Origin of the sequence: Pseudomonas sp. AKS31, assembly GCF_023634765.1 — a bacterium.
In the GTDB taxonomy this organism is placed as follows: domain Bacteria; phylum Pseudomonadota; class Gammaproteobacteria; order Pseudomonadales; family Pseudomonadaceae; genus Aquipseudomonas.
Genome location: NZ_JAMLFX010000012.1, coordinates 26,880 through 39,959, shown reverse-complemented (window position 1 = coordinate 39,959; position 13,080 = coordinate 26,880). Strand labels below are relative to the sequence as shown.

The 13,080-nt window shown below is 61.4% G+C and carries 11 protein-coding genes; 7 read left to right on the top strand and 4 right to left on the bottom strand.

Features of this window, described 5'->3' with window-relative positions:
• Both M9827_RS22750 and M9827_RS22745 read right to left on the bottom strand, forming a co-directional pair.
• Positions 1–2,635: ATP-binding protein (locus M9827_RS22750; protein WP_250607229.1), on the bottom strand; the 2,635-nt coding region annotated here is incomplete at its 3' end.
• 124 nt (positions 2,636–2,759) lie between these two features.
• On the bottom strand, positions 2,760–3,191 hold the full coding sequence (locus M9827_RS22745; RefSeq protein WP_250607228.1) for a helix-turn-helix domain-containing protein: 432 nt from the start codon (positions 3,189–3,191) through the stop codon (positions 2,760–2,762).
• A 248-nt stretch (positions 3,192–3,439) separates the two neighbouring features.
• On the opposite strand from M9827_RS22745, the gene M9827_RS22740 reads away from it, so the two are divergent.
• The 7 genes from M9827_RS22740 to ycaC all read left to right on the top strand — a co-directional run bounded on the left by M9827_RS22740 (position 3,440) and on the right by ycaC (position 10,136).
• Positions 3,440–4,423, top strand: coding sequence for an MBL fold metallo-hydrolase (locus M9827_RS22740; protein WP_250607227.1), 984 nt, complete (start codon positions 3,440–3,442; stop codon positions 4,421–4,423).
• 54 nt (positions 4,424–4,477) lie between these two features.
• On the top strand, positions 4,478–5,401 hold the full coding sequence (locus tag M9827_RS22735; RefSeq protein ID WP_250607226.1) for a LysR family transcriptional regulator: 924 nt from the start codon (positions 4,478–4,480) through the stop codon (positions 5,399–5,401).
• A 511-nt stretch (positions 5,402–5,912) separates the two neighbouring features.
• Complete coding sequence (locus M9827_RS22730; RefSeq protein ID WP_250607225.1) at positions 5,913–6,272, top strand: DUF6124 family protein; 360 nt, start codon at positions 5,913–5,915, stop codon at positions 6,270–6,272.
• A gap of 255 nt (positions 6,273–6,527) precedes the next feature.
• A complete protein-coding gene (locus tag M9827_RS22725; protein WP_232391774.1) occupies positions 6,528–6,941 on the top strand; it encodes a DoxX family protein in 414 nt (137 codons plus the stop codon).
• Entirely contained in the window at positions 6,934–7,560 is a 627-nt protein-coding gene (locus M9827_RS22720) for an antibiotic biosynthesis monooxygenase (RefSeq protein WP_250607224.1), read from the top strand. The genes M9827_RS22725 and M9827_RS22720 overlap by 8 nt, the downstream gene beginning before the upstream one ends.
• Positions 7,561–7,603: 43 nt before the next feature.
• Positions 7,604–9,442 carry an amidohydrolase gene (locus M9827_RS22715; protein WP_099758574.1) on the top strand — a complete coding sequence of 613 codons (1,839 nt, stop codon included), beginning with the start codon at positions 7,604–7,606 and terminating at the stop codon, positions 9,440–9,442.
• Between the two features lie 70 nt (positions 9,443–9,512).
• Positions 9,513–10,136, top strand: a complete 624-nt coding sequence (ycaC, locus tag M9827_RS22710) for an isochorismate family cysteine hydrolase YcaC (protein WP_250607223.1) — start codon at positions 9,513–9,515, stop codon at positions 10,134–10,136.
• A 317-nt stretch (positions 10,137–10,453) separates the two neighbouring features.
• Here the strand turns inward: ycaC and M9827_RS22705 are convergent, their stop codons facing one another.
• The gene (locus M9827_RS22705; RefSeq protein ID WP_250607222.1) at positions 10,454–11,881 is read right to left on the bottom strand and encodes a mechanosensitive ion channel family protein; all 1,428 of its coding nucleotides are present in this window, start codon (positions 11,879–11,881) and stop codon (positions 10,454–10,456) included.
• 108 nt (positions 11,882–11,989) lie between these two features.
• Positions 11,990–13,009 (bottom strand): alpha/beta hydrolase, encoded by a 1,020-nt coding sequence (locus M9827_RS22700; RefSeq protein WP_250607221.1) that lies wholly within the window; start codon positions 13,007–13,009, stop codon positions 11,990–11,992.
• Positions 13,010–13,080 lie beyond the last annotated feature (71 nt).

Below are 13,080 nucleotides of genomic sequence, written 5' to 3'. Positions count from 1 at the left end.
GAGCAGGCTCGCTCCCACATGGGGTCTGAGTACACCCAGGATCCCTGTGAGAGCGAGCCTGCTCGCGAAGGGTCCCGTCCAGACAACCCGGATCGTCCTTCAATAGCGCATCCGCCCGAGCCCGCAAAATCTCCGCCGAGCTCCACCCCGCATCACCACTCAACGCTCGCTCAAACAGTGCGTCATCCACAAATCGGCCATCCAGCGTCACCATGATTTCCCGAATCAGCCCACTGCTGTCCTTCGGCACGGGCAGGCTGGTTTGCGTGTCGATCACCTGCGCGTAGTGCCGCGCCCACGTGTTGAACAGCAGCACCGAATGCTTCTGCGATTGCTCCAGCAGCAATTGCAACAGCGCCCGGGCGTTCTGCTGATCGCCGTTGTAATGAGCGATCAGGCAACTGGCCAATGCCAGGGTGTAACAAATCGAGGTGCCATGGTCGATCTGCACGGCAATATCCAGAGCCAGTCGCGCCGTATGCCACGCTTGCTCCGGCAATCCCTGCATCCATAGCACTCGCGCCAGCACCGTCAGCGACGCGACGCTCTGATCGTACTGCACGCCAAAACCGTGAGTGAAGCGGTTGACGTGGCCGCTCTGTGCCATGCGCTGCAGCACCTGTTCGGCATGAATGCGCGCTTGTGGCTGGTCGCCGGCATAGTGCAGGGCCAGCACGCGCAAACGGTGGGTACTCAGTGACAACAACGGGTCGCCGTGTACGCCGAGGCGATCGAAGTGCTCACTCTGCGCCAGCGCCATGCGGTAGTGCCCGCAACTGAGGTTGACCGCCATGTGCCCGGACACCGCGCGCAATTGCCCGGCGACGTCGCCGTGTTCGAGGGCCAACTGGCGAGCTTCGACGAACGCCTGGATGGTCTCCGGGGTGCCCCCCCACGTGTGATAGCAGGCGCTGCCAAGGGCGAGTTTCAGGGAAGTTTTCAGACGCGGGCAGGGTTCGCCGAGTTCATCGAGCAGGCTCAGCGCCCGGCGCACATAGCCGCCATACTCCTTGAGCAGCGACAACTCTTGCCACAGGGGCGCCGACGCTGCTGTCAGGCGAATTCCCAGGCCGCCCGGGCCGACACCGTTCAGGCTCCAGTCCAGCGCCGCGCGCAGATCTTCCAGTCCGCGGGCATAGCGCTCGATCCACAACGCCGTCGGTATCATTTCCCAATCGCTTTGCGCCTGCTGCATCAATGCCAGGCAGCGTTCGGCATGGCGTTCGCGGGTTTCCTCGCATTCGGCGGCGTGCTCGAGTTTTTCCTGTGCATAACGACGGGTCGTGTCGAGCAAGCGATAGAACACCTCTTCGTCTCCGACCTCGACGCTGAGCAGGGATTTGGCCACCAGTTGGGTGATCGACACAAACACCACACCGGGGTCGATCTGTTGGCCGACGATCACTGCCGCCGCTGACTCCAAGGTAAAACCACCGCAAAACACGCCCAGACGACGCAGGCAGGTTTGCTCGCAAGCGTCGAGCAGGTTGAAACTCCAGTCCAGCGTGGCGCGCAGGGTGAGATGGCGCTCAAGACTGCTCTGATTACCCGCTGCCAACGGTGGCAAACGGCCCTGCAATTGGCTCAGCAAACCTTCCAGGCCCAATTCGGCGACCTGCGCGGCCGCCAGCTCCAGCGCCAGTGGAATACCGTCGAGTCGGTGGCAGATCTCGATTACTTGCGGCAACTGTGCGTCGCTCAGTTCGAAGCTTTCCTGCGCGGCCGTGGCCCGTTCGATGAACAGTTGCAGCGCCGAATAATCCAGCGCCTGCTGACGATTCAATGTCGCGCTCATCGACGGGTATTCAAGAGAATCGAGACGCTGCACAAATTCGCCTTCAGCGCGCAGGCTCTCGCGGCTGGTGGCGAGGATATGCACCTTCGGCGCCCCGCGCAGAATGCTTTCGCTGAGCATCGCGACGGCATCGATCAGGTGTTCGCAGTTGTCGAGCAGCAACAGCATCTGCCGCTGCTGCAGGCCATTGACCAGCGCCGCCAGCGGATCGCCTTCGGGGAGTGGCAGATCGAGCAGGGTGGCCAAGTGTGAGCAAATCAGCCTGGGATCGCTAAGCGGTGCCAGGTCCACCAGCCGAATACCGTCGCGGTATTGACCGATCAACTGCTCGGCCACGCGCAAGGCCACCGTGGTCTTGCCGATCCCGCCGGGACCGACCAGGGTGATGCAGCGTTGGCGCGGCAACTGCGTCATCAAGCTGTCGACGAGCGCCTGGCGACCGAGCATCCGCGTGCGCCGCAAGGGCAAATTGTGCCGACCGCCAGCATCGCCCACAGGACGCTCCTCCATGGATTGCGGTAGAACCGGGGCGACGAAACTGTAACCGCGTTGCGCCACGGTGATGATGTAACGCTGGCCGGCCTGACCGTCACCGAGGGCTTTGCGCAGTGCCGCCATGTGCACGCGCAGGTTGATGTCCTCGACCACGCTGTCCGGCCAGACCCCGGCCATCAGTTGCTGCTTGCTCACCACGTCGCCGGCATTGGCCAGGAGAATCAGGAGGATGTCCATCGCCCGTCGGCCCAGGCGCAGCGGCTGCTCGCCTTCGAGCACCAGGCGTTGGCCGGGATGAATCCGATAGGGGCCAAAACCGAGGGGCTGATTCGGGGAAAGACTCAACAGCTCACTCCTGCGGTGCAGCGGCGGACAAAGCGGAGTAGGGCCGGGCGCGTGCGCAGGCCTCTAATCCGGGGTGTCCCGGCATAATCCTCAGGTTTGAGCGTCAGTGCAACGGGAGCTGCGATCAAAACACGGCGGGTTGTGAACGTTGAGCTGTGGGTTCACGCATGATCTGGCAGCGCCAGGCAAACGGATTGATGCCCTCGCTGCGGGTAAACATATGGCAGAAATGCGCCTGATCGCAGAACCCGCATTCCAGGCTGATTTGCGTCAGGCTCAGGTCGGTGTGCTGGATCAGCAGCTTGGCCCGCGCGAGGCGCTGGGTGCGAATCCAGTCCTGCGGCGACACCCCGGTGCTGCATTTGAAGGCGCGGGAAAAATGGCTGCGCGACAACGAACAGGCGCGGGCCAGTTCGGTGACCTCGAGGCTTTCGCCGAGGCGTTCGAGGATCAGTTGTTTGACCTGTCGTTCACGTTGCGGACTGAGTCCGCCGACCCCGGTCTTGCGTGGTTCGTTGGCAGGGGCGAGGGCGACGCTGTGCTGTAAATGAGCCATGGCCAAAGTCCGTGTCGATGGGGAATGCACGATCGGTGCATCCCCTCAGGTCAAAAAAACAACGCTGCGCAGTGGGTTTCATTGTTGGCCGAGGGCGGCAGGCTGACGAGTTAATCGTTGTTAATTCCAGCGCATTGGCCTGAACTCAGCACATCCCTGCAAGTCTGCGCCCCACGGTTTGCGGCACGATGACTGCAAGCGTGGCGAACCGATGGGGCGCCGCAATCGGCAGATTCAAGGGGAATCAAATGAACGGCATCCTTAAAGCAGCGACGGCGCTGACGTGCGCGCTGGTGATTTCCGGTGCCATGGCGCAGGCACCACAGCAGGGCACTCAGGCGCCGGGCTATTTCCGCCTGGCCGTGGGGGATTACGAGGTCACCGCGTTGTTCGATGGCTACAACGACCTGTCGCCGAAGCTGTTGCAGGGCATGAGTCAGGCCCGGATCCGCGCACTGCTGGCGCGCCGTTCGATTGAAACCCCGGGTGTCCAGACGGCGTTCAATGCTTTTCTGGTCAATACCGGCAAGCAACTGATTCTGGTCGACAGCGGGGCCGGGCAATGCATTGGCGCCACCGCCGGGCAACTCGTGGCGAATATGCAGGCGGCCGGCTACCAGCCAGAGCAGGTCGATACGATCTTGCTGACGCACCTGCACCTTGATCATGTCTGTGGTCTGGTCGATGCACAGAAACAAGCGTTGTTCACCAATGCCACGGTGTACGCCGCCAAGGCTGAGGCGGATTACTGGCTCGATCCGTCCGCGCTGGCCAAAGCGCCCGCCGGCGCCAGAGCGTTTTTCAAGATCGCCCAGGACTCCACTGCGCCCTACGTCGCCGCCGGACGCTTCAAGACCTTCACCGCGGGCCAGTCGCCGTTGCCGGGAATAGTCGAAGCGACACTCGAAGCCGGCCATACGCCAGGCAGCACCACCTACCGTTTCACCTCGCAGAATCAGAGCATCGTCTTCATGGGGGATCTGGTGCATAACCTCGCTGTGCAGTTTGAGCATCCGCAAGTGTCGATCGGCTTTGACGTCAACAGTGCGCAAGCGATCAACGCGCGTCAGGCGGTCTTCAGCGCGGCGGTCGCCAGCAAAACGTGGGTGACGGCGGCGCACCTGCCGTTCCCGGGGATCGGTCACATCACCGCGCAAGGCAAACACTTTCAGTGGGTGCCCGTGGAATACGGTCCATACAAGCGCGCGGCCAAGGTACCGTTAATCGAGTAAAGTGCTCAGCGCCTACTCGCAAAAGCAGCTGACACCGAAAAGGAAAACATGCCCATGAACCGTAACGATCTGCGTCGCGTCGACATGAATCTGCTGGTGATTTTCGAAGCGCTGATGTTCGAAAAGAACCTGACCCGCGTCGCCGAAAAACTGTTCATGGGGCAACCGGCTGTCAGCGCTGCGTTGGGCCGTTTGCGCGATCTGTTCGACGATCCGTTACTGCTGCGCAACGGTCGCGGCATGGAGCCGACCGCGCGGGCGCTGGCGATTCTCAAAGAGCTGCAACCGGCGATGGACGTTATTTCCGGCGCGGTCAGCCGGGCCAAGGAGTTCGAACCGGCGAGCAGTTGCGACGTGTTTCGCATCGGCCTGTCGGACGACGCTGAGTTCGGGCTGTTTCCACCGTTGTTGCGCCAGCTTCAGCAAGAGGCGCCGGGGATTGTCGTGGTGGTGCGCCGCGCCAACTACCTGCTGATGCCGACGCTGTTGGCCTCTGGGGAGATTTCCGTAGGCGTCAGCTACACCACTGAGTTGCCGGCCAACGCCAAGCGCAAAAAACTACGCGACATTCCCTGCAAAGTCCTGCGCGGTGACGACCGCCCGGGGCCGTTGACGCTCGACGAATACTGCGAGCGCCCGCATGCGATGGTGTCGTTCTCCGGCGACTTGAGCGGAAACATCGACATGGACCTGGCCAAGGTCGGTCGTACCCGCCGTGTGGTGCTGGGCGTGCCACAGTTCAGCGGTTTGCGCGCCTTGCTCGCCGGCACCGAGATGATCGCCACCGTGCCGGATTACGCGGCCTGCGCGCTGGTTGAAGGGTGTGCGTTGCGCGCCGAAGATCCACCGTTCCCGATCGATGCGGCGCAATTGTCGATGGCGTGGAGCGGGGTGCATGACAACGATCCGGCGGAGAAATGGCTGCGTTCGCGGATCAGCCAGTTCATGGCGGCGCCGCTGGATATCCCGCCGATTTAAATCCCTGCGCAAATCTCACAAACAACACCAATCCCCTGTGGGAGCTTGCTCGCGAAGGCGTCGTATCAGTCTATAAATACTTCGAATGACACACCGCTTTCGCGAGCAAGCTCGCTCCCACAGGGGAAGGTGTGATTCTTGAGTTTTCGGTGGTTTAAACATCGCCGTTTAAGCAACACCATCAGACACTCTTTCAGGCTACGCAACCTTGCGCCTTTGCCTACAGCTACGCCAGAATCCGCCGGCTTGTGCCCTTGTGGTCGGGTCTCTATCGTTTAGCGGTCGCTGAAAACTCAGCGATCGGGTTTAGCGACTCGGACCAAAAAAAGTGCATCAGCGCCCCATGCTTCGTTGCAGGCTATCGTCTGCACTTCGCTATGGCGGCTGTATGCGGGAGACCTTCGGGTCTACCGGGTTGCCTTTTTACCGGTTCGCTAACCTGCATACGGTCGCCACCCATCCTGTTTAGCGACAGGACGTGGTGATCCCGGTTCTAAAAAGGAGATTCACCATGTTCAAAGTCACACCCAACCCGCCCGACATAGACCCCACATCCCCCTACGAATCCATCGATTCCCGAAAGCTCCACGAAGCCGCCGACCGCGCGCTCGACCATTACCTCCTGCCACCCGGCGCCACGCCACCGCCACGCAGAACTCGCGGTATGTATGCCGTAACCGCCGACACCAAAGCCGAAGAACTGCTGACCGATGCCAGCGAAACACTCGCCTCGGCCAAGACCATCGCCCAGGACGTCGCTCACCTGTTGCCCGCGCCGCAGCGCCGGGCGCTGTTGGGGATTGCGCAGTTGATCATGCTCGGTGAGCTGGCGGTGAATCGGGTGCTGGATAACCTGGAGTTACCGGGCTAACCCGGACCACTGATCGTTCCCACACGGAACTTGGGGCGCTCAGAAACCCTGTGGGAGCTGGCTTGCCAGCGATGGCGTCAGCTCAGCCAACAGCGACGTCGCCTGACACTCCGCTATCGCTGGCAAGCCAGCTCCCACAGAGTTCTTCGGCGTTCCGGGCAACCTGGTTGATCGCAAGAACTGAGCACACCCATCCAATTTCCTCCCGACCATCATTGGCATGATTCCAGCCAATGACATATCAAGGGTCGGGTCATGAATGCCTCAACAGATGAACGGGCACGCGACATCGGTTTGCTGTTCCTGCGGGTCAGCGGCGGGTTGTTTTTGCTGTGGGTGCACGGCTTGCCCAAGCTGCTCGACTTCACCGCGCAACTGCAGCTGATCGAAGACCCGTTCCACCTTGGATCTCACCTAACCCTGATCCTGGCGATCTTCGCCGAAGTCCTCTGTCCACTACTGATCGTCGCCGGGGTGCTGGCGCGATTGGCGTGCTTGCCTATTCTATTTGTGCTGCTGGTGGCGTTGTTGGTCGTGCATCCGCAATGGAGTGTGGCTGAGGGGCAGTTCGGCTGGTTGCTGTTGATCCTGTTCGCCACTGTGTTGATCGCCGGGCCGGGACGGCTGGTGATTCCTGTTCGTTTGCCCGGAGTGCTGCGTTATGCCTGAAGTCCTCAATCCACAAACACCGGGGGCCGATGAGACGGTCACGCTGATCATCAAGCACCGGGTCAAGGCCGGTTTCGAGTCAGCGTATGAGGCCTGGCTGCGCAATATCGTCCGCGTGGCGGGGCAGCGTGAAGGTCACTTGGGCGTGGACGTGGTGCGCGGCAAGCGCGGGCGCCTCGATTTCTACACGTGTGTGCTGCGCTTCAGCAGCACCGAAGCGATGCAGGGGTGGCTTGAGTCGTCGCAGCGTCAGGCGCTGGTCGCCGAAGCGGCGCCAATGCTGGCTGATGGCGATCAGACCGAAGTCGCGCCGATCAATGAATTCTGGTTTACGCCACTGGCCGATGCCGCTTCGCCGCCGCCGCGCTGGAAACAAGCGGTGGTCACGCTGCTGGTGATTCTGCCGCACACCTTGCTCGTGCCACTGATCTGGGGGCCACTGCTGGCGCTGCATCCGCTTCTTTCCAACTATGTGGTCGCTACTTTCCTGATCACCCTGACCATCGTCCTGTCGGTGGTGTACGTGGTGATGCCGCCGGTCACCCGTTTGTTTTCGCCATGGCTCGAAGCCAGCCAGGCCCATGAACACCTCGATTCCCAAGAAACCTCGCCACGCTAAGCGCGCGGGGTTCGCTCCTTTTCACTTTGCTTGAGGAACTGCGATGAGCGCCGATCTGATTTTATTCAATGGCCAGTTTCATACCGTAGACCGCACCAAACCACTGGCCAGTGCCGTGGCCATTACCGACGGCCGTTTCGTCGTCGTCGGCAATGACAACCAGGCCATGGCCCTGCGCGGGCCGAACACGCAAGTGGTCGATATGCATGGCCGCTGCGTGATCCCCGGCCTCAACGACTCGCACCTGCACTTGATCCGTGGCGGGTTGAATTACAACCTCGAACTGCGCTGGGAAGGCGTGCCGTCGCTGGCCGACGCGCTGCGCATGCTCAAGGATCAGGCTGACCGCACGCCGACCCCGCAATGGGTGCGCGTGGTCGGCGGCTGGAACGAATTCCAGTTCGCCGAAAAACGCATGCCGACCCTTGAAGAAATCAACCAGGCCGCACCGGACACCCCGGTGTTCATCCTGCACCTGTATGACCGCGCCTTGCTCAACCGCGCCGCGTTGCGCGTTGCCGGCTACACCCGCGACACGCCGAACCCGCCGGGTGGCGAGATCGTCCGCGATGCCAACGGCAACCCGACCGGCATGCTCGTTGCGCGGCCCAACGCGATGATCCTCTATTCGACGCTGGCCAAGGGGCCGAAGCTGCCGCTGGAATATCAGGTCAACTCGACCCGCCAGTTCATGCGCGAACTCAATCGCCTCGGTTTGACCAGCGCGATCGATGCCGGCGGCGGTTTCCAGAACTACCCGGACGATTATCAGGTGATCGAGCAACTGGCCAAGGACGACCAGTTGACCGTGCGCATCGCCTACAACCTGTTCACCCAGAAGCCGAAAGAAGAGCTGAGCGATTTCCAGAACTGGACCGGCAGCGTGAAATTGCATCAGGGCGACGACTTCCTGCGCCACAACGGCGCCGGCGAGATGCTGGTGTTCTCGGCGGCAGACTTCGAGGACTTCCTCGAACCGCGCCCGGATCTGCCGCAAACCATGGAAGAAGAGCTGGAGCCGGTGGTGCGCCACCTGGTCGAGCAGCGCTGGCCGTTCCGTTTGCACGCGACCTACAACGAGTCGATCAGCCGCATGCTCGACGTGTTCGAGAAGGTCAACCGTGACATTCCGTTCAACGGATTGCCGTGGTTCTTCGATCACGCTGAGACCATCACCCCGCAGAACATCGAGCGGGTGAAGGCGCTGGGCGGCGGCATTGCGATTCAGGATCGCATGGCGTTCCAGGGCGAATATTTTGTGGATCGTTACGGCAAACAAGCCGCCGAGGCCACGCCGCCGATCAAACGCATGCTCGCCGAAGGCGTACCGGTCGGCGCCGGCACCGACGCCACGCGGGTGTCCAGCTACAACCCGTGGACTTCGCTGTACTGGATGGTCAGCGGTCGCACCGTCGGCGGCCTGGCCTTGTACGAAGAAGGTTTGCCGCGCGCGACCGCGCTGGAACTGTTTACTCACGGCAGCGCCTGGTTCTCCTCGGAGCAGGGCAAGAAGGGCCAGATCAAGGTCGGGCAACTGGCGGATCTGGCGGCGCTGAGCGCGGATTTCTTCCATGTCGAGGAAGAAGCGATCAAGTGGATCGAATCGGTGATGACCGTGGTTGGCGGCAAGATTGTTTACGCCGCCGGCGACTTCGAAGACCTCGGCCCGCGCTCGATTCCAGTGCTGCCGGACTGGTCACCGGTGGTGAAAGTCCCGGGCCACTGGCGGCCGAATTCGCCGTTGCAGGCGCAGGTTCACCAGTGCAGCGGGCCGTGTGCGGTGCACACCCACAGCCATGAAAAGGCGCGGATGTCCAACGCACCGGTCAGTGACTTCGCCGGTTTCTGGGGCGCGTTCGGTTGTTCCTGCTTCGCTTTCTGATTTCCCCTGAAGCGCCGGTCATCCGGTCGGCGCTTCACGTTTCATCCATCCGTCCACCAGGAGTTTTGCCATGAGCGTTCCTTACACACGTCTGAACAAAGATGATGCGGTCGTACTGCTGGTCGATCACCAGACCGGTCTGATCTCGCTGGTCCAGGATTTCACTCCGAACGAATTCAAGAACAACGTGCTGGCGCTGGGCGACATCGCCAAGTTCTTCAAGCTGCCGACCATCCTCACCACCAGTTTCGATGCTGGTCCCAACGGCCCGCTGGTGCCTGAGCTGCGCGAGCAGTTTCCGGATGCGCCGTTCATTCAGCGCCCGGGCCAGATCAATGCCTGGGACAACGAAGATTTCGTTAAAGCGATCAAGGCCACCGGCCGCAAGCAACTGATCATCGCCGGTGTGGTGACGGACGTTTGCGTCGCGTTCCCGACCCTTTCGGCGATTGCTGAAGGCTACGAAGTGTTTGTGGTGACTGACTCGTCGGGCACCTTCAACACCACCGTGCAACAAGCGGCGTGGGCGCGGATGTCGGCGGCGGGTGCCCACCTGCTGAACTGGTTCTCGGTAGCGTGCGAGCTGCAGGGCGACTGGCGCAACGACATGGAAGGTTTGGCGCATCTGCTGTCCGAGCGTCTGCCGAACTATCGCAACCTGATCAACAGCTATACCAAGTTCACTGCCAAGTAATCGGCTGATCTTGAAGAGCCCCTCACCCTAACCCTCTCCCGGAGGGAGAGGGGACTGACCGAGGGGTTCTTTCGAGGTACACCGACCTGCAATACCGAGCCGAACTTCAGTTTTGAACAGCTTGAAGATCGGCTCCCTTTCCCTTCGAGGTCTCGGGGAGAGGGGACTGACCGAGGGGTTCTTTCGGGATACGCCGACCTGCAATGCCGAGCCGAACTCAGGTTCTGAATTGCATGCGGTCTGCTCCCTTTCCCCCTCGCCCCTTTAGGGGAGAGGGCTGGGGTGAGGGGGAGGCTTTTGATCTTGATCTTGCCGCTTCAACGCTTCTGCAGCCAACCGAGAAACCCACCTTTCCTCACCGCCACCGGTTTGGCCATCAACGCGAGGCGACTGTTCTGCTGGCGCACCGCCTGCAATTTATTCAACGCCCGACCCACCTCCGTGCGCTGCTCCATGCACTGACGGGTGAGGTTCTTGTCGAGGCGATAGATGATGCTCGACGTCAACGCCGTGAACGTCGCCTGCGACGGCGTATCCGCCAGAATGCTCTGCTCACCCATGACCTCACTCGGCCCCATCCGCCCGGCTTCGACCTTGTTGTCACCGTCCGGCACCGTCGCACTGACCACCCCCGTGGCGATCACAAACAGACTGTCCGGCACTTCATCCAGACCCAGCACCACCTGGCCGGCCGAGTACTGTTGGGCAACCATCGATTCGGCGAGGCGATCGCGTTCCTCACTGCTCAGGGAGCGGAATATTTTCACTTCATCGAGCAACGCACGAGCACGGGTCGACGGTTCGATCACGCCGTCCGGATGCCGTGAAATGCCCGCCGCTTCGAGATGCCGGTGGGCGAGGTCGAACAGTTGATTGCGCACTTCGCTTTTCTTGCCAAGCTCGGCGATGAAGCCGCTGGCGACGTATTCCGACATGGTTTCGCCGGCCTCTTTCAGCACGGCTTTCGGCGCTGGCGTCAGCAACAGCGAACTGCTGCCCTGCAAGGTGCGATCAAGTGCATCCAGTACCCGTCGCGGGCGGATGTGATTCGGCACCTGAATGCTGATCGACACGCCGTGCATGTTGTTCGGGCGGCTGAGGTTGACGATCTTCGCCTTGGCCGCCACCGAGTTCGGCACCACCGCCATGGTCCCGGCGCTGGTCAACAGATGTGTGGCGCGCCAATCGATGTCGAAGACTTTGCCTTCGACGCCGTCGATCACCACGAAATCATCCACCTGATACGGCTTGGTGGTGTTGAGCACGATCCCGGAAAACACATCGGCCAAGGTGCTTTGCAATGCCAGACCGACAACGATGGCGACCACACCCGAAGTCGCCAGCAAGCCTTTCACTGGCAGCTCCAGCACGTAGCCGGCGGCCGCAACGATGGCCACCAGAAACACCAGTGCACCAATGACGTCCTGCAGCAACCGACCGCTATGGCCGATGCGGCGCATCAGCGCCAGACCGATCACTTCGGTCAGCACCCGTGCTGCGTACAGCCACCAGAGAATCCCCAGCGCCGTCGCCCCCAGCTGCGCCACGCGATCATCGGTGAATTGTGGTGCTTGCAACGGACTGACGCCGGCGTTGATCACCAGCGCCGTGAACGCCAGAAACAGCACCAGCCGCACACCCACTCTCGGGGCGCGATGGCTGAAGGGCGAGAAGTGCCAGAGCACCGCGTCGAGCAGCAGCAGAACGGCGCTCCAGGACAGCAGGTGGGCGTAGAAAAGAGTCATGACCGGTACACCGCGACGCTAGTGAGAAAAAAGATCGCAGCCTGCGGCAGCTCCTACAGGGAATCGTATTCCAGGGTAGGAGCTGCCGCAGGCTGCGATCTTTCGCTTTTATGGATTCAGATGAGTCTTCAGCTCAGCCGCCGCCTGACGCACCGCTGCCTTCACTTCAGGAATCTGGCTCAGCGGGTTGAGCAGGCCGAAGTCATGAATCATCCCGTTGTAGCGCACCGAGGTCACCGGCACGCCGGCTGCATCCAGATGCCGTGCATAGCCTTCGCCTTCGTCACGCAGCACGTCGAATTCGGCGGTCTGCACCAGCGCGGCAGGCAAACCCTTGAGCTGTTCGGCGCTGGCGTTGAGCGGCGAGGCATGGATCTGCGCACGTTCGGCCGGGTTGGTGGTGTAGTTGTCCCAGAACCACTGCATCATGCCCTTGGTAAGGAAATGGCCCTCGGCAAATTGCTGGTACGAACCGTCGTCGAACTGCGCATTGGTCACCGGCCACATCAGCAGCTGGAAGCGCAGGGCAGGGGCTTTCTGCTCCTTGGCCATCAACGCCACGACCGCCGCCATGTTGCCGCCGACGCTGTTGCCCGCTACTGCCAGACGCTTGCCGTCGACACCGATGTCCTTGCCGTGCTCAGCCACCCATTTCGTCGCGGCGTAGGCCTGGTTGATTGCGGTCGGGTATTGCGCTTCCGGCGACGGCGTGTAGTCGACGTAGACGGCTACTGCACCGGAACCCACCACCAGATCACGAATCAAGCGTTGGTGCGTCGGGTAATCACCGAGTACCCAGCCGCCACCGTGGAAGAACATGAACACCGGCAACTCGCCTTTGACCTTGGCCGGACGCACCACTTTCAGGTTGATGGTCTGGCCATCGACCTTGATCGATTTGTCACTGACTTCAACACCGGACAGATCCACTTTCAACGAAGCCTGCGCGCCGGTCAGCACCGCACGGGCGTCTTTCGGGCTCAGCTGCTCCAGCGGTTTGCCACCACCGGCGGCGAGGGCGTCGAGGAAGGCTTGGGTGTTGTGCTCGACACCGCTGTTTTCGGCGGCGAAGGCGTTGCCGATGGACAGGGCGAGGAGGGAAGCGGTGAGGGTTTTGGTGATGTTCATGCTTAATTCCATTTTTTGATGAGTTGTGTGCCCTGTAGGAGCTGCCGAAGGCTGCGATCTTTTGATCTTTA

Bases quoted from the DNA above. Each gene is read 5' to 3' on its own strand.
- M9827_RS22745 (WP_250607228.1), bottom strand. From the start codon at position 3,191: ATGGCTCATTTACAGCACAGCGTCGCCCTCGCCCCTGCCAACGAACCA.
- M9827_RS22740 (WP_250607227.1), top strand. From the start codon at position 3,440: ATGAACGGCATCCTTAAAGCAGCGACGGCGCTGACGTGCGCGCTGGTG.
- M9827_RS22735 (WP_250607226.1), top strand. From the start codon at position 4,478: ATGAACCGTAACGATCTGCGTCGCGTCGACATGAATCTGCTGGTGATT.
- M9827_RS22730 (WP_250607225.1), top strand. From the start codon at position 5,913: ATGTTCAAAGTCACACCCAACCCGCCCGACATAGACCCCACATCCCCC.
- M9827_RS22725 (WP_232391774.1), top strand. From the start codon at position 6,528: ATGAATGCCTCAACAGATGAACGGGCACGCGACATCGGTTTGCTGTTC.
- M9827_RS22720 (WP_250607224.1), top strand. From the start codon at position 6,934: ATGCCTGAAGTCCTCAATCCACAAACACCGGGGGCCGATGAGACGGTC.
- M9827_RS22715 (WP_099758574.1), top strand. From the start codon at position 7,604: ATGAGCGCCGATCTGATTTTATTCAATGGCCAGTTTCATACCGTAGAC.
- ycaC (WP_250607223.1), top strand. From the start codon at position 9,513: ATGAGCGTTCCTTACACACGTCTGAACAAAGATGATGCGGTCGTACTG.
- M9827_RS22705 (WP_250607222.1), bottom strand. From the start codon at position 11,881: ATGACTCTTTTCTACGCCCACCTGCTGTCCTGGAGCGCCGTTCTGCTG.
- M9827_RS22700 (WP_250607221.1), bottom strand. From the start codon at position 13,009: ATGAACATCACCAAAACCCTCACCGCTTCCCTCCTCGCCCTGTCCATC.